The organism is Planococcus sp. TJ-302, assembly GCF_058268455.1.
The window spans coordinates 1-16,560 of sequence record NZ_JBZDOI010000008.1 but is presented as its reverse complement, the minus strand read 5'-3'; the positions used below and the strand labels follow the sequence as shown (position 1 = coordinate 16,560).

Genomic DNA, 16,560 nt, shown 5'->3' with positions numbered 1-16,560 from the left:
CACGGCAGTTAAGCTCTTTTGCGCCGATGGTAGTTGGGGGTTTCCCCCTGTGAGAGTAGGACGTCGCTGGTCTAGAGAAAGAAAACCGTTGCCTTAACCGGCAGCGGTTTTTTTGTGCGTCCGGATATGATCCAGAAATAGGAATCTCCTAAAATCATATTCCTTGTATCTCCGCTGTCCGCGTTATAACCTTAAGAAAAATCGAAAAGGATGGGGTAAGTTATGGCTTCAATCTATGACTATGAAGTGAAAAAAGCGAATGGGGAAAAAGAATCACTCGCCAAATACAGAGGCAATCCTTTGATAATTGTCAACACTGCCAGCAAATGTGGCTTTACACCCCAATTCGAAGATTTGGAAAAGCTCTACGAAGATTATAAAAACCAGGGGCTCGAAATTCTCGGATTTCCAAGTGGCCAGTTCAATGATCAGGAATTCCATAACCAAGATGAGATTATGGAGTTTTGCAAGACCAATTACGGTGTAACTTTTCCGATGTACGCAAAAATAGACGTAAAAGTAGAGACAGCAGATCCTTTGTTTAAATATCTTGTGTCTGAGCAGAAAGGGATGCTGACGGAAGGAATCAAGTGGAATTTCACCAAGTTCTTAATAGATCGAAAAGGCAATGTCGTGAAAAGGTACGCGCCTCAAACCCCTCCGGCAAAAATGGAAGAAGATGTGAAAAAGTTGTTCTGATAAGTTTTCGGAATACTTTTTCTTCTTCCTGTTTTCTTGACACTGCATAGCGCCGCTGATAACCTTACAATAATATTCAAAAGGAAGCAGGAGGAGCCTCTATTATGTGGGAATCAAAATTTGTAAAAGAAGGTCTAACGTTTGATGATGTGTTGCTTGTACCAGCCCAGTCGGAAGTATTGCCTAAGGATGTAGATTTGTCAGTGGAATTGACATCGACAATCAAATTGAACATTCCTATTATCAGCGCCGGAATGGACACTGTCACAGAAGCGAAGATGGCTATTGCGATGGCACGCCAAGGCGGCCTGGGCATCGTTCATAAAAACATGAGCATTGAAGAGCAAGCTGAGCAAGTGACAACGGTGAAACGTTCAGAGAACGGCGTTATCACGGATCCGTTTTTCTTGACTCCCGATCATCAAGTCTACGATGCAGAGCATCTAATGGGCAAATACCGCATTTCAGGGGTTCCTGTCGTCAACAATATGGAAGAACAGAAGCTTGTCGGAATCATCACGAACCGGGATCTCCGCTTTATCCAGGATTACTCATTGAAAATCAATGACGTGATGACAAAGGAGAAGTTGGTAACCGCTGCAGTAGGGACGACTTTAGAAGACGCTGAGAAGATTTTGCAGCAATACAAAATTGAAAAATTGCCGATCGTCGACAATGAAGGCATCTTAAAAGGTCTCATTACCATCAAAGACATTGAAAAAGTCATTGAATTTCCGAACGGCGCGAAAGATGCGCATGGCCGGCTGCTTGTCGGTGCGGCAGTCGGAGTGACTTCTGATACGATGAAGCGCGTTGAGCATTTGGTAAAGGCCCATGTTGATGTCATCGTTCTGGATACGGCGCATGGACATTCTCAAGGCGTCATGAACATGGTGTCTCAAATCCGTGCTGCTTATCCCGAACTAGTCATTATTGCCGGGAACGTTGCTACTGCGGAAGGCACAAAAGCTTTGATCGAAGCGGGCGCGGACGTTGTTAAAGTCGGTATCGGACCCGGTTCGATTTGTACAACGCGTGTTGTTGCAGGAGTCGGGGTGCCACAGATTACCGCAGTATATGATTGTGCAACAGAAGCCCGTAAGCATGGCAAAACGATCATTGCTGACGGCGGCATCAAGTACTCGGGCGATATCATCAAAGCCTTGGCAGCTGGTGGCCACGTCGTCATGCTGGGAAGCTTGCTTGCTGGTACAACGGAAAGCCCTGGAGATACTGAAATTTTCCAAGGCCGACGTTTCAAGACTTATCGCGGCATGGGTTCGATTGCATCGATGGAAAAAGGTTCGAAAGACCGTTATTTCCAGGACGAAGCCAAAAAATTGGTTCCGGAAGGCATTGAAGGACGCTTGCCATACAAAGGTCCTTTGTCTGACACCATTCATCAATTAATCGGCGGCATCCGTGCCGGCATGGGGTATTGCGGCACGAAGGATCTTGTAACATTGCGTGAAGAAGCGCAATTTATCCGTATGACCGGAGCCGGGCTGCGCGAAAGCCACCCGCATGATGTGCAAATTACAAAAGAATCTCCAAACTATTCAATTTAACCAACATTGTACCTTTTGGCACCCTAATTCGTCATTAATTTGACGGAAAGGGTGCTTTTTACATGTTTTTCTTTAGAGACCTGTATAATATGATAGAATAGCATGTGGAAACTTATAGATGGAGGTATTTATACACGTGAAAAATGTTTTACAAACAACTATGTTGCTGACTGTAATGGCTGTACTCTTACTGACTATTATTGTTCCGCAGAAAACAGAAGCGGCGGATTCATTGAATATAATGGCAGATGCTGCAATTTTAGTAGATGCTGACTCTGGAAAAATATTGTACGCACAAAATGCGGATGCGCCCCTTGGCATTGCCAGCATGACAAAAATGATGAGTGAATACCTTTTGTTTGAAGCGATAGAAGAGGGATCTGTAACATGGGACCAGGAATACCTGGTAACGGATTATACATATAAGGTTTCGCAGGATATGACTTTGAGCAATGTGCCATTGCGCGCTGAAGAAAAGTACACAATCAAGGAATTATACGAAGCGATGGCTATCTACTCGGCAAATGCAGCAACAATTGCAATCGCTGAAACAATTGCCGGCACAGAAGCGGAATTCGTCCGTTTAATGAATGAAAAAGCGAAAGAATTCGGTTTGGACGATGCGAAATTCGTCAATTCAACCGGTTTGAATAATGGCCATTTGATGGGCATGCATCCTGAAGGGACAGGAGCAACTGACGAAAATGTCATGTCAGCTAATTCTGTCGCGAAATTGGCGAAAATCCTTTTGGATAAATATCCGGAAGTATTGGAAACGACAAAAATTCCGAACAAAGTATTCCGTGAAGGTACAGAAGATGCAACAAATATGCTGAACTGGAACTCAATGCTTCCTGGCATGCCTTATGCATACGAAGGCGTGGACGGTTTGAAAACGGGTACTACTGATTTTGCCGGACACAGCTTCACAGGAACAGCTAAGCGGGGCGATACACGCCTCATCGCAGTCGTGATGAAAGCCGTTGACAACGAAGGAGCTGGTTCTTATAAAGCTCGATTCGATGCGACGCGTGCGTTATTCGATTTCGGTTTTTCTCAGTTTACAACAGCTGAAATCATTCCTAGCGGCTATCAGTTTAAAGGAAATGAAACATTGCCGGTTACAAAAGGCAAAGAAGATGAAGTTAACATCGCAGTAAAAGAGCCAGTGACAATGATTGTCCGGACAAGTGAAAAAGATGATTACACACCTGAATTGGTGCTGGATGAAGCTTTGATGCAAGATGGCAAAATTGAAGCAGCGATCGACAAAGACAAAGTGGTCGGCACTGTGAAGCTAGCGAAGAAAGATGGCACGGATTACGGTTTCCTAGACGAGAAATCGGATGCAATCCAAGTCGTTACCACTGAAAAAGTGGAACGCGCCAACTGGTTCTCGCTGTCAATGCAGGCTGTCGGCGGTTTCTTCGGAACGCTATGGACTGGTGCACTTGATTTTGTAAAAGGGTTATTCTAATAAAAAGCGGGCCATCGCAATGATGGTCCGCTTTTTCATGCAATTTTCCAGCATTCCATAAGCTTCGCAATGCCTTCAGTGATCTCCGTTTCCGATAATCCGCCGAAACCAAGGACAATTTGAGGCGGCACAGCAGTCGTTGCGCGGACATCGTAGGAAGACAAGCCAAAAACGCGTATTTTTGATCGTTTGGCCAGTTCTACAAGTTCATTTTCCGTTAACAGGGTCTGGACAGTCAGCACAATGTGCATGCCGGCTTGTTCACCTGAAATTTTGACTGCTGGTGAGAATTCCTGCAAAGCGGATGTCAGATGCTCTAATTTCTTCTTGTACAGCTTGCGCATGCGGTTCAAATGACGCGAGAAATGCCCATGTTCCATGAATTCAGCTACCAGCTGTTGGTCAATCCGCGGAACGGATGACGAATAATGGAGAAAGGTCTGCTGATAGGCGCGCAATAAGCTTTTTGGCAGCACCATATACGCGATGCGTAAAGACGGCATGAGCGATTTAGAAAACGTGCTGAGATAGATGACGCGGCCGCTGCGATCCATGCTTTGCAGCGCTGGAATCGGCCGGCTCGTATAGCGGAATTCGCTGTCGTAATCGTCTTCGATGATAAAGCGCTGCGGCGCTGCTGCAGCCCAATTGAGGAGTTGAGCGCGTTTGGTGGCGCTCAGCACGGCACCAGTCGGGAACTGATGCGACGGCGTAACATAGGCGATGTCGACCTTCTGCGATTCCAGTTCTGCGACACTGATGCCATCCTCTTCTACGGTAATCGGCACCGCTTTCCGGTCATAATGGTCGAAAATGCTGTGCGTCAGCGCATATCCGGGATTTTCAAAGCCGAATAAAAATTGTTTATCCAGCAAACGGATGAGCAAAGGCATCAGCTGTTCAGTACCGGAGCCGATGATGATCTGGTCGATGTCGCATAGCACGCCGCGTGAAGCGAATAGATAGCGGGAGATTTCCCGGCGCAGCGATTCATCTCCTTGCGGATGGCCGGACAACAGCAAACCGTGGTTCATTTCATCAAGCACTTCCTTAGCGATTTTCCGCCATGTTGAAAAAGGGAAAGACTGTGTATCGATTTTCGCAGGATTGAAGTCGAATTCGTATTCCACCGGTGCATCAGCTGCCTGCGGTTCGTCCTGCTGCACGTCCAGATAAGCCAATTCTTCTACAGGCAACGCATAAAACCCTTTCCGTGCACGCGACTCGATAAAGCCTTCTGCAACCAACTGGCTATAAGACAATTCAACAGTGGTCTGGCTGATATCAAGAAATTCGGCGAGCTTGCGCTTGCTTGGCAATTTAGCGCCGACGGAAATTTTGCCCGAAATGATGGCCTGCTTGATTTCGCTGTAAAGCTGCTTGTATAAAGGCGTTGAATCGGTGCGTTGAAGTTGAAACATGAGCATATCCATCGTTATCCATCTCTCCTGACCCTGTTTAATATAGTGGAACTGAATCTTTTTATGTGGTCACTTTCCATTATACTAAACTTATTAACCGATAGGAGGAATTTCAATATGAATCAACACGGCACAGATCGAGTAAAAAGAGGCATGGCCGAAATGCAAAAAGGCGGAGTCATCATGGATGTGGTGAATGGCGAACAAGCGCGCATTGCGGAAGCTGCCGGGGCTACGGCAGTGATGGCATTGGAGCGCGTGCCCTCGGATATCCGCAGAGATGGCGGTGTGGCACGAATGGCGGACCCGCGCATCACTGAGGAAGTCATGAAGGCGGTATCGATTCCGGTGATGGCGAAAGCGCGGATCGGGCATATTGTCGAAGCGCGGGTACTCGAAGCGATGGGCGTCGATTATATCGACGAAAGCGAAGTGCTGACGCCGGCCGACGAGGAATTCCATTTATTGAAAGCCAATTATACAGTGCCGTTCGTTTGCGGCTGCCGCAATTTAGGCGAAGCAGCGCGCCGCATCGGTGAAGGGGCTTCAATGCTGCGCACAAAAGGCGAGCCCGGGACCGGCAATATTGTCGAAGCAGTGCGCCATTTGCGCCAAGTCAACGCTGAAGTGCTGAGAGTGGTTCATATGAGCGAAGATGAGCTGATGACCGAAGCCCGCAATCTAGGCGCTTCATACGAATTTCTCCGTGAAGTAAAAAGCCTTGGCCGCCTGCCGGTCGTCAATTTTGCAGCCGGCGGGATTGCAACGCCTGCAGATGCGGCATTGATGATGGAGCTTGGCGCTGATGGGGTGTTCGTGGGATCGGGCATTTTCAAATCGGGGAATCCTGAAAGGTTCGCGCGCGCGATTGTTGAGGCGACAACCCATTATCAGGATTACCGCTTGATCGCGGAGCTTTCGAAAGATCTGGGCATCGCTATGAAAGGCATTGAAATTTCAACGATTGCCGCAGGAGAGCGCATGCAGGAGCGGGGCTGGTAATCATGCGAATCGGAGTTCTTGCGCTGCAGGGAGCGGTCCGTGAGCATATTGTTTCCATTGAAAAATGCGGTGCGGAAGCGGTTTCTGTCAAATGGCCGAGAGAGCTGGAAGGTTTGGATGCCTTGATTTTGCCGGGCGGCGAAAGCACGACGATGCGCCGCCTGATTGACCATTATGGATTGATGGAGCCTTTGCGCGAATTCGCGGTCAGTGGAAAACCGATGTTCGGCACTTGCGCCGGCCTGATTCTGCTTGCAGGTGAAGTGGTGGGCGCAAGCGAGCCGCATCTCGGTGTCATGGACGTCGTCGTGGAACGCAATTCGTTCGGCCGCCAAATAGACAGCTTTGAAGCGGATTTGGCGATTGCGGGTTTTGACAGCCCGCTCAATGCGGTGTTTATCCGTGCCCCGCATATCGTAAGCGCCGGTCCGGCCGCCGAAGTGCTATGCGAACATAACGGCAAAATCGTCATGGCGCGCAGCGGCCAATTCCTTGGCTGTTCTTTCCATCCGGAATTGACGGAGGACCACCGCATTACGGAATACTTTATTGGCATGGTGCGCGAGGCTGCTAAGGCTCCCTTGCCAAATTAATGAATATATAGTAAAGTATGATTAATTTAAAAGAAGAAACGTTGATGGGGATCAGTAAAGCGTGTGTTTTTCCAAAGAGAGCCGGTGGTTGGTGCGAACCGGTGAAAAACGCGTTTGAATCCACCCCGGAGTTGCATGGCGAAAAAAGCCATTGCCGGTTTTAATGCCGTTATGTGATGAAGAGGATCGGCTTTTTTGCCGGTCAATCAGGGTGGCAACGCGGGTAGCTCTCGTCCCTTTACCAAGGGATGAGGGCTATTTTTGTTGTCTTTTTTCCGTCAGCGAAATGATTTAGAGGAGGAATACTTTATGTTGGACATTCGATTTGTACGAGCCAATTTTGAAGAAGTGAAAACGAAGCTTGCAAAACGCGGGGAGGATATTTCCGTATTGGACGATTTTGAAGGCCTGGACCTGAAGCGCCGGGAATTGATTGCTCAAACGGAGAAATTGAAGGCGGAACGCAACGAAGCAACCCAGAACATTGCTTTGATGAAGCGCAACAAGGAAAATGCGGATGAAGCGATTGCGAAGATGCGCCAAGTCGGCGAAGAAATCAAAGCGATTGACGACGAATTGCGCGACGTGGAAGAGCGTTTGAATTTTATCATGATGCGCGTACCGAACATCCCGCATGACAGCGTGCCGGTCGGCGATTCTGAAGATGACAACGTAGAGATCCGGACATGGGGCGATAAGCCGGAATTCACTTTCGAAGTAAAACCGCATTGGGACCTCGGAACCGATTTGAACATCATCGATTTTGAACGCGCCGCCAAAGTGACCGGCAGCCGCTTCGTCTTTTACCGTGGCCTTGGCGCACGCCTGGAGCGCGCGTTGATCAATTTCATGATGGACTTGCACCAGGAAGAGCACGGTTATGAAGAAATGCTTCCGCCTTACATGGTCAACCGCGAAAGCTTGACTGGCACTGGCCAGCTGCCGAAATTTGAGGAAGATGCTTTCTTGATCGAGAAAGAAGGCTATTTCCTGATCCCGACATCAGAAGTGCCGGTGACGAACTTCTACCGCGATGAAATCCTGGCTGCCGATATGCTGCCGCAGGCGTTTGCTTCATACAGCGCGAATTTCCGCTCTGAAGCAGGTTCTGCAGGCCGCGATACGCGCGGTTTGATCCGCCAGCATCAATTCAATAAAGTCGAGCTGGTGCGCTTTGTAAAGCCGGAAGATTCTTATGACGAGCTGGAAAAATTGACGGGACATGCGGAGAAAGTGCTGCAGCTTTTGGGCTTGCCATACCGCGTCCTGAAAATGTGCACCGCTGATCTGGGCTTTACCGCTGCGAAGAAATACGATATCGAAGTATGGATCCCAAGCCAGGAAACCTACCGCGAAATTTCTTCTTGCAGCAATTTCGAGGATTTCCAGGCGCGCCGCGCGAACATCAAGTTCCGCCGCGAAGCAACTGGCAAGCCGGAATTCGTCCATACATTAAATGGCAGCGGACTAGCTGTCGGCCGTACGGTCGCTGCGCTTCTTGAAAACTGCCAGCAGGAAGACGGCACGATTGCAATTCCCGAAGTATTGCGTCCTTATATGGGCGGCAAAGACCTGATCATGCGTTAAAAGAAACAGCTTGGAAGCACGATGCTTCCAAGCTGTTTTTTATTTTTTGCAAAATGGGTAAAGAAGGAGACGGACTTCGGAAAGGAAGTGGCAGAATGGAACATTTATCGATCCATACAAATGGCATTACCTTGCATACAGTAGCAGCTGGGCCTGAAGACGGTCCGCTTGTCGTGCTGCTTCACGGCTTCCCAGAATATTGGGGGGCGTGGAAGAGCCAGATTAGCCCGCTTGTGGAGCAAGGCTACCGGGTCATGGTACCTGACCAGCGCGGCTATAATTTAAGCGATAAGCCTGAAGATATCGGCCAGTATACGCTGGATTTGCTGCGGGACGACATAGTGGGCTTAATCGAGCAATCCGGCAGGGACAGCGCCATCATCATCGGCCATGATTGGGGAGGTGCTGTAGCTTGGCATCTGGCAGCGACAAAGCCACAATTTGTTAAGAAGCTGATAGCGGTAAATGTTCCGCATCCAAAAGCGATGCCGCGCGTATTGGCAAAAAATCCACTGCAATGGGCGAAAAGCTCCTATATGGCTTTTTTCCAGCTGCCAGATTTGCCAGAAAAGGTATTGGCGGCAGATTATTTCAAAACAATGGCGAATAGCCTTGTCTCGACCAGCAGGCCTGGCACATTTTCAGAACAAGACATAGAAGCGTACAAAGAAGCGTGGGACCAGCCAGGCGCTTTGACAGCCATGCTGAATTGGTACCGGGCGATACGCCTAGGCAGCATGCTGCTGCCGCCGGACCATAAAATAACGGTGCCTGTGCGCATCGTCTGGGGAGTGGGGGACCAGTTCCTGTCAACAATGCTTGCGAAGGAAAGCCTGGATTTTTGTAAGGATGGCGAATTGGTGTTTATCGGAGAAGCGACTCATTGGGTCCATCACGAGCAGCCGTATATCTTGAACCTGCTGATTGGGCGGTTTTTAAAAGAAGAAAAAGCAGCTTTATAACAGCCGCTTTTTCTTCTTTTTGTTTTCCCGAATCGCGCGGAAAAATTGTGTCAGCAAGCCGCCGCATTCGTCGGCAAGCACATTTTCAGTAACTTCGCATTGATGGTTAAAACGCTCGTCGTTCAATAGCCTGTAAAGAGAATCGACGCAGCCGGCTTTGGAATCGCGGGCACCATAGATGACGCGGGGAATGCGCGACTGCAGAATCGCGCCGGCACACATCGGGCAAGGCTCTAACGTTACGTAAAGGTGCGTTTCTTCCAAACGCCAGTTCTTTAGCTTCTGGCAGGCTTCCTGTATAGCCAAAAGCTCAGCGTGGGTGACGGCATTTTGGGTGGTTTCCCGCAGATTGTGCGCACGCGCAATCACTTCGCCGCGGTGGACAATAACAGCACCAATCGGCACTTCGCCTTTGGCCGCCGCTTTTTCGGCTTCTTCAATTGCCATTTGCATATAATAATGGTCTTGCTCCATGCCATTCATGATTCATCGCTCCTTAAAGGAAAGTGTAGCATCCCAAATAGGAATATTATAGTCCGGCACAGACAAAACACCAAATAAGGCGTAAAATTAACGGATACGATCTATAACCAAGGAGCGATTGGATGGTCAAAGAACATAAAAAAGAGACATTGGGGCATTTGATTCGGCGTTTATTCTTTATTTTAATCGGAGCCACGATGGCCGCTGTTTCCATAGAGCTGTTCCTCGTGCCGAATTCCATCATTGATGGCGGCATTATCGGTATTTCGTTGATCCTGGATTATTTGACGCCGGTGCCATTCGGCATCTTGCTGGTGTTCATCAACTTGCCGTTTCTGTTTTTCGGTTACAAGCATATCGGAAAAAGTTTCTTCATCTCTTCTATTTTCGCAATTGTGGCTTTGGCAATCATTGAATTTCCTTTGCATCCGATTCCGGGATTTATCGATGATCCTTTGCTTGCGACCGTTTTCGGCGGGATGCTGCTCGGTGCGGGCGTCGGCCTCGTCATCCGCAACGGCGGCGCGCTGGACGGCACTGAAATCCTCGGCATCCTGTTGACGCGCAAGCTGCCATTTTCCGTCGGTGAATTTGTCATGTTTGCCAACGTCTTCATTTTCACCTGGGCCGGTTTTGTGCTGGGCTGGGAACAGGCGATGTATTCGATTTTGACTTATTACATCGCATCAAAAACGATTGACACGGTAATTCAGGGGCTCGATGATACAAAATCCGTTATCATCGTCTCTGATGAATACGAAGAACTCGGTGAAGCCATCAACTCACGGCTTGGCCGCAGCGTCACGAAGCTGCACGGCAAAGGCGGTTTTAAAGAATCACCGAAAGATGTCATTTACGTGGTGGTGACTCGCCTTGAACTTACGAAGCTCAAGCAAATCGTCACAGACATTGACCCGAAAGCGTTCTTGACAATCATGGCAACACAGGAAGTCCACGGAGGCACATTCAAAGCACCAATCCATTGATGGATTGGTGCTTTTTTCTGCTATTTTTAACAGGAGGTCTATGGTAAAATGAAAAACATTGCAAGACACTTGAACAGAAAGAGGGGAACTTCCCATGCCGGTGCCATTTATCACCGTTGAAGGTCCGATTGGCGTTGGCAAAACGTCATTGACAAAAGCGATTGCTGACCAAAATCAATTTCAGATGCTGAAAGAAATTGTTGACGAGAACCCGTTTCTTAATAAATTCTACGAAGACATAGAAGAATGGAGTTTCCAGACGGAGATGTTCTTCTTGTGCAACCGTTACAAACAAATGTCCGATATCCAAAAGAAGTTCATCTCGAAACGCGAATCCGTTGTTGCGGATTACCATATATTCAAAAACTTGATTTTCGCGAAGCGCACACTTGCGGAAGCGGAATATGCGAAATATGAGTCGATCTATGACATATTGACCGCAGATATGCCAAAGCCCAATATGGTCGTTTACTTGCACGCCAGCCTCGACACGCTGATGGCGCGCATCAAGATGCGCGGACGCGAGTTTGAACAGATGATCACCCCGGAATACATGGAACAGCTTGCTGCGGATTACCATGAATACATGGAGCGCTTTGAGCGCGAGCATCCGGAAATCCCTGTATTGCGCGTCAATGGAGATGAAATGGATTTTGTCCAGAATGGCGCTGACCTTGCGCTCATTTTAAGCAAAGTGGACGAAACCTTACAAAAAAGGAGCTTATCAGTATGAATTTACGTGAAAAATACGATATCCCATCCGATGCAGTCATCACGATTGCCGGTACTGTGGGAGTCGGCAAATCAACTATGACGAAAGCGCTGGCGGATGCCTTGCAATTCCGCACGTCATTTGAAAAAGTGGACACGAACCCTTATTTGGATTTGTTTTACGATGATTTTGAAAAATGGAGTTTCCATTTGCAGATCTACTTCCTGGCTGAGCGCTTTAAAGAACAAAAGCGTATGTTTGAATACGGCGGCGGTTTTATCCAGGACCGTTCGATTTATGAAGATACAGGCATTTTCGCTAAAATGCATCAGGAAAAAGGCACAATGAACGATGTCGACTATGAAACATATACCAACCTTTTTGAAGCGATGGTCATGACGCCTTATTTCCCGCATCCCGATTTGCTGATTTACCTGGAAGGTTCGCTTGACGACATTCTGGGGCGCATCCAGGAACGCGGTCGTGCGATGGAGCAGCAGACGCCTGTTGACTATTGGGTGGAAATGCACGAGCGCTACGAAACATGGATTAATAACTTCAACGGCTGCCCAGTGCTGCGCTTGAATATAAGCGATTACGACCTTGTGAAAGATCCGGATTGCGCGGAGCGTCTTGTTGAACGTATCGGCAGCTTTATCCAGCAGACCTCTGTTTTAAAAAGATAATAAAAAGCCCGGACACTGCGTCCGGGCTTTTATATTTCCCGGGAAATAATAGTAGGAATGGAACTCTTTTAAGCTTTCATTTCGTTTTCCCCATAAGAAAAAGAAGGCAGCCCTCGGGCTGCCTTCTTGAATGATTATGTATCAAAATGTTCAGACATATAAGCTTTAAGAAAAATTCGTTACTTTCGTAACGAATCCAATCTCGAATTTATATGCGCGTAAATTCAAAAAATGGAGGAGGAAGAGGGATTCGAACCCCCGCGGGATTTGACTCCCCTGTCGGTTTTCAAGACCGATCCCTTCAGCCAAACTTGGGTATTCCTCCGTGTAAGACAAGAATTAATTTACCATGAACCGAATATTGCTGTCAACAGTTTCGGATATTTTTTTTGAGCTCCCTATAAAAAGGGGTTTCTACAGCATGGGCGCCGCCATTCTTCACCGGGTGTGATGCGCTCGTTATCGTTTGGCGGTAATCATTTGAGGCGATTGGAGTTTAACGATTGATTTTTGAAAGGATGTTTCGTATACTAGTTAATGCCGTGCTAGGTGGGAAGATAGCGGTGTCCTGTAACCTGCAATCCGCTTTAGCAGGACTGAATTCCTTTCCTAGGCTGTTTATATGCAGGGTCTGCCTCTCGCACGTAGTGTTGACGTTTGGGTCCTGCGCAATGGAAACCCATGAACCATGTCAGGTCCGGAAGGAAGCAGCATTAAGTGGAACTTTTCATGTGCCGCGGGGTTGCCTAGATCGAGCCAACGACTAGGGTAACGCTTGTGTACAGCAGTCGAAGAAAGGTGCGCGGCATTAACTTTCAAACCCAATCCTGTCCGCAATTATGCGGGCAGGATTTTTGCTGTCTTTTTTAAGAACAGCGAGCTTTTCCTGCGACGGATTCGTTCAGGAAGAGCCCCGATTTATGGTATAATGGAGAGACACAATACAGCTTTTACAAAAGGAGAGAAAAACGTTGGCGTATCAAGCTTTTTACCGTGTGTACAGGCCGCAGTCCTTTTCTGAAATGTCAGGCCAGTCGCATATTAAACAAACCCTTCAAAATGCTCTCCTTTACAATAAGACGACGCATGCTTATTTGTTTTCAGGACCGCGGGGTACTGGGAAGACGAGTGCAGCCAAGATTTTCGCAAAAGCGCTCAATTGTGAAATGGCTCCGGTAGCGGAACCATGCAATGAATGTGCATCGTGCAAAAGCATCACTGAGGGCTCGAACACCGACGTCATCGAGTTCGATGCCGCTTCAAACTCCAGAGTGGAGGAAATGCGGGAGATCATTGAGAAAGTGCGTTTTTCCCCTGCAAATTCCCGCTTTAAAATCTACATTATCGATGAAGTCCACATGCTTTCCAACAGTGCATTTAATGCTTTGTTGAAAACATTGGAGGAGCCGCCTGAACATGTGGTATTCATCTTAGCGACGACAGAACCCCATAAATTGCCACTGACAATCATTTCCCGCTGCCAGCGCTTTGATTTCAAACGTTTGACGCAGGCGGATATTGTCGAGCGGATGGTGGAAGTGCTGAGCGATGCGGGCATTCCTTATAATGAACATGTGCTGAAAATAATTGCGCAGGCAGCTGCGGGCGGCATGCGCGATGCGCTGAGCCTGCTTGACCAAGTCGTGTCGTTCAGCGGAGACGAGATGACGGTTGAAGACGCCTTGCTTGTCACCGGTTCGATCAGCCAGGATATGTTTTATGATATTGCCGAAGCGCTATTGGCGAAAGACGTCGGCCAATCGTTGACGCTTTTGGAGCAATTGGTGCGCGATGGCAAAGATCCGGTTCGCCTTGTGGAGGACTTCATCACGTTCTTCCGGGACTTGCTATTGATCCAGACAGCACCGGATCTGCACGATATGCTCGAACTTGCTGCGCACGAACCACGCTTCGAGGAGCTTGCGAAGCAATTTGATGCAGCTGTGCTGTATTCGTGGATTGACGTCCTGACGAAAACGCAGCAGGAAATGCGCTTTTCGAACCATACAAAGATTTACTTGGAAACGGCGCTTTTGAAAATGGTCCAGGCCGATGCACCGGTAGTCGCTGCTTCGGCTGGAGCTTCGCCGGAACTTGAAGCGAAGGTCAACCAGCTCGAACAAATGATTATCCAGCTTCAGCAACAGCTGAAAAACGGAGTTTCCGCGCCAGCGGCAGCCGCCGCAGGAAGCTCGGAAGCGAAGCGGCGTCCCCGTTCGCAGAGCGGTTATAAAATTCCGGTCGCCCGAATTCAAGATGTGCTGAAGAATGCAACAAAACCGGATATCCAGGCGCTCAAGACGAATTGGGCGACTGTAATGGGCCAGTTGCAGAAATCACATGCCGCGCTGCTCAATGAAGCTGAACCTGTAGCGGCGTCAGCAGATGCTTTTGTGTTAAAATTCAAGTATGATATTCATTGTCAGATGGCAGCGGATAATCAGACATTTGCCGTCGCTTTTAGCCAACTTTTAGAGCAGTATACCGGCAAAGCTTATGTACCTGTCTTCGTTCCTGACGAAAGCTGGCTGAAAATCCGTGAAGAGTTTATTAAAAGCACCGGATTGAAAGCGGGAGCGGAAGACAAGCGGGCGGAATCTGAAGAAGAGCATCCATTCTCTGCAGAAGGCGAAGTGGCGGAGCAAGATCCGTTTATTGCGGAAGCGGAGCGCTTATTCGGCAAAGATTTCGTCGAAGTCCACGAAGATTAAAATGGATTAACCCAAATTTGAGGAGGAAACAATTATGCGCGGTGGAGGAAATATGCAAGGCATGATGAAACAAATGCAGAAAATGCAAAAAGAAATGGCGGTTGCCCAAGAAGAGCTAGGAACGTTGACTTTCGACGGATCAGCTGGCGGCGGAATGGTCAAAGTGACAGTTTCCGGCCATAAAGAAGTAAAAGATGTTGTATTGGATCCATCAGTTGTCGATCCGGAAGATGTTGAAATGCTTCAAGATTTATTGATTGTTGCCACAAACGAAGCGTTTAAAAAAGCGGATGAACATGCGAATTCCACAATGGGGAAATTCACTAAGGGCTTAAACATTCCTGGCATGTTCTAGGAGGTAAACAAAATGCATTACCCTGAACCTATTTCTAAATTGATGGAGAGTTTTATGAAGCTGCCAGGAATCGGGCCAAAGACAGCGGCCCGGCTGGCATTTTTTGTGCTCGGCATGAAAGAAGACACCGTTCTTGATTTCGCCAAAGCGCTTGTTGATGCAAAACGGAATTTGAGCTTTTGTTCAGTTTGCGGCCATATTACGGATGTCGACCCTTGCCACATCTGTCAGGATCAACAGCGCGACCGTACGACGATTTGCGTTGTTCAAGATCCGAAAGATGTGATTGCAATGGAGAAGATGCGTGATTACACCGGTTTGTATCATGTCTTGCAAGGGGCGATATCGCCGATGGACGGCATTGGACCGGAAGACATTAACGTACCGTCATTGTTGAAGCGTCTTCAGGATGAGGAAGTCAAAGAATTGATTTTGGCTACGAACCCTACTATAGAGGGAGAAGCGACGGCGATGTATATTTCGCGCCTTGTTAAACCCTCTGGCATTAGAACCACTCGCATCGCCCACGGTTTGCCTGTCGGCGGAGATTTGGAATACGCCGATGAAGTGACCTTATCTAAAGCGATGGAAGGCCGGCGCGAATTATAAAGAGGAGATAGGCGAGTGTTTTTTAAAAGAGGGAAATTGAAAAGAGAATTTGATGAGCAATTGATTCGGCAGTTTTTGGATACCAAGCAAGATTTGGTGAAAGCTCAGACGCTCCAGGCGCTGGCGGCGGATTATGACCAGCGGTCGGAAGCGGAATGCAAGATCTGCGAATGCAAGAACCTTTATCTTTTGAAAGAAGCACGGTTTCGCAACGTCAGCATGAAATGAAAGGCGGCCGCTTTTAAAGCGCCGCCTTTTACAATGTTTACGGCATGCATATATAGAAGAAACCCGAATATGATATTGAAATAATAATTAAATTGAACTTTATTGAATTAAAGTGTTGACTCTCTTAGTAACATGCTTTAATATAATAGGAGTCGCCAAAAGAAACGCAATCATGAAATAACAACTGGCGCACAAACATGAACCTTGAAAACTGAACAGCAAAACGTCAACGAAAGACGTCACGAGCGCTTTGGCGCGCGAACGGCTTTTGCGAGGGTTGCCGCAAGGCAATCGGAGCAAAGCTTTTCAACCCCCAAGTGTTCGTGGCTTAACTACTGATCAGCATCACGCAGATCAAAGCGAATCGTGCGTCTTCGGACGGCGATCGCCAGCAGTATTGAGCAATCAACACTACTCTATAATGGAGAGTTTGATCCTGGCTCAGGACGAACGCTGGCGGCATGCCTAATACATGCAAGTC

At 48.0% G+C, this 16,560-nt stretch carries 16 protein-coding genes, 1 tRNA gene, 2 rRNA genes, 1 other RNA gene and 1 other annotated feature; of the genes, 17 read left to right on the top strand and 3 right to left on the bottom strand.

Features of this window, described 5'->3' with window-relative positions; genetic code table 11:
* From rrf to AC4EHB_RS17030, 4 genes are all read left to right on the top strand, one after another.
* Positions 1-72, top strand: a 5S ribosomal RNA gene (gene rrf / locus AC4EHB_RS17045); the annotation flags it as partial.
* 150 nt (positions 73-222) lie between these two features.
* Positions 223-699: a glutathione peroxidase gene (locus AC4EHB_RS17040; RefSeq protein ID WP_490982107.1), complete on the top strand. Its 477-nt coding sequence runs from the start codon at positions 223-225 to the stop codon at positions 697-699.
* Between the two features lie 104 nt (positions 700-803).
* Positions 804-2,267, top strand: a complete 1,464-nt coding sequence (gene guaB / locus AC4EHB_RS17035; protein ID WP_490976741.1) for an IMP dehydrogenase — start codon at positions 804-806, stop codon at positions 2,265-2,267.
* 136 nt (positions 2,268-2,403) lie between these two features.
* Entirely contained in the window at positions 2,404-3,744 is a 1,341-nt protein-coding gene (locus tag AC4EHB_RS17030; RefSeq protein WP_490976742.1) for a serine hydrolase, read from the top strand.
* A gap of 35 nt (positions 3,745-3,779) precedes the next feature.
* Here the strand turns inward: AC4EHB_RS17030 and pdxR are convergent, their stop codons facing one another.
* Complete coding sequence (pdxR, locus tag AC4EHB_RS17025) at positions 3,780-5,177, bottom strand: MocR-like pyridoxine biosynthesis transcription factor PdxR (protein ID WP_490982106.1); 1,398 nt, start codon at positions 5,175-5,177, stop codon at positions 3,780-3,782.
* A gap of 105 nt (positions 5,178-5,282) precedes the next feature.
* Between pdxR and pdxS the strand changes: the two genes are divergently transcribed.
* From pdxS to AC4EHB_RS17005, 4 genes are all read left to right on the top strand, one after another.
* Positions 5,283-6,167, top strand: coding sequence for a pyridoxal 5'-phosphate synthase lyase subunit PdxS (gene pdxS / locus AC4EHB_RS17020; protein WP_490976744.1), 885 nt, complete (start codon positions 5,283-5,285; stop codon positions 6,165-6,167).
* A 2-nt stretch (positions 6,168-6,169) separates the two neighbouring features.
* On the top strand, positions 6,170-6,760 hold the full coding sequence (pdxT, locus tag AC4EHB_RS17015) for a pyridoxal 5'-phosphate synthase glutaminase subunit PdxT (protein WP_490982105.1): 591 nt from the start codon (positions 6,170-6,172) through the stop codon (positions 6,758-6,760).
* Between the two features lie 32 nt (positions 6,761-6,792).
* Positions 6,793-7,001 (top strand) — a binding site (T-box leader).
* Between the two features lie 68 nt (positions 7,002-7,069).
* Positions 7,070-8,347, top strand: coding sequence for a serine--tRNA ligase (serS, locus tag AC4EHB_RS17010; protein ID WP_490982104.1), 1,278 nt, complete (start codon positions 7,070-7,072; stop codon positions 8,345-8,347).
* Between the two features lie 95 nt (positions 8,348-8,442).
* Positions 8,443-9,309, top strand: a complete 867-nt coding sequence (locus tag AC4EHB_RS17005) for an alpha/beta fold hydrolase (RefSeq protein WP_490982103.1) — start codon at positions 8,443-8,445, stop codon at positions 9,307-9,309.
* On the opposite strand, the gene tadA is transcribed toward AC4EHB_RS17005, so the two are convergent.
* Positions 9,304-9,792: a tRNA adenosine(34) deaminase TadA gene (gene tadA, locus AC4EHB_RS17000; protein ID WP_490976748.1), complete on the bottom strand. Its 489-nt coding sequence runs from the start codon at positions 9,790-9,792 to the stop codon at positions 9,304-9,306. The genes AC4EHB_RS17005 and tadA overlap by 6 nt on opposite strands.
* A gap of 122 nt (positions 9,793-9,914) precedes the next feature.
* Between tadA and AC4EHB_RS16995 the strand changes: the two genes are divergently transcribed.
* The 3 genes from AC4EHB_RS16995 to AC4EHB_RS16985 all read left to right on the top strand — a co-directional run bounded on the left by AC4EHB_RS16995 (position 9,915) and on the right by AC4EHB_RS16985 (position 12,176).
* Entirely contained in the window at positions 9,915-10,778 is an 864-nt protein-coding gene (locus AC4EHB_RS16995; RefSeq protein ID WP_490976749.1) for a YitT family protein, read from the top strand.
* A 94-nt stretch (positions 10,779-10,872) separates the two neighbouring features.
* On the top strand, positions 10,873-11,511 hold the full coding sequence (locus AC4EHB_RS16990; RefSeq protein WP_490976750.1) for a deoxynucleoside kinase: 639 nt from the start codon (positions 10,873-10,875) through the stop codon (positions 11,509-11,511).
* Positions 11,508-12,176, top strand: coding sequence for a deoxynucleoside kinase (locus AC4EHB_RS16985; protein ID WP_490976751.1), 669 nt, complete (start codon positions 11,508-11,510; stop codon positions 12,174-12,176). The genes AC4EHB_RS16990 and AC4EHB_RS16985 overlap by 4 nt, the downstream gene beginning before the upstream one ends.
* A gap of 232 nt (positions 12,177-12,408) precedes the next feature.
* On the opposite strand, the gene AC4EHB_RS16980 is transcribed toward AC4EHB_RS16985, so the two are convergent.
* Positions 12,409-12,501 (bottom strand) — tRNA-Ser (locus tag AC4EHB_RS16980).
* Positions 12,502-12,716: 215 nt separating this feature from the next.
* Between AC4EHB_RS16980 and ffs the strand changes: the two genes are divergently transcribed.
* The 6 genes from ffs to AC4EHB_RS16950 form a co-directional block, all read left to right on the top strand.
* Positions 12,717-12,982: signal recognition particle sRNA large type (gene ffs, locus AC4EHB_RS16975), an RNA gene on the top strand.
* A gap of 165 nt (positions 12,983-13,147) precedes the next feature.
* Positions 13,148-14,887 (top strand): DNA polymerase III subunit gamma/tau, encoded by a 1,740-nt coding sequence (gene dnaX, locus AC4EHB_RS16970; protein WP_490982102.1) that lies wholly within the window; start codon positions 13,148-13,150, stop codon positions 14,885-14,887.
* A gap of 34 nt (positions 14,888-14,921) precedes the next feature.
* Entirely contained in the window at positions 14,922-15,242 is a 321-nt protein-coding gene (locus AC4EHB_RS16965) for a YbaB/EbfC family nucleoid-associated protein (protein WP_135505525.1), read from the top strand.
* A 12-nt stretch (positions 15,243-15,254) separates the two neighbouring features.
* Positions 15,255-15,851 (top strand): recombination mediator RecR, encoded by a 597-nt coding sequence (gene recR / locus AC4EHB_RS16960; RefSeq protein WP_490976753.1) that lies wholly within the window; start codon positions 15,255-15,257, stop codon positions 15,849-15,851.
* A 15-nt stretch (positions 15,852-15,866) separates the two neighbouring features.
* Positions 15,867-16,079: a YaaL family protein gene (locus AC4EHB_RS16955; RefSeq protein ID WP_490976754.1), complete on the top strand. Its 213-nt coding sequence runs from the start codon at positions 15,867-15,869 to the stop codon at positions 16,077-16,079.
* A 418-nt stretch (positions 16,080-16,497) separates the two neighbouring features.
* Positions 16,498-16,560, top strand: a 16S ribosomal RNA gene (locus AC4EHB_RS16950); the annotation flags it as partial.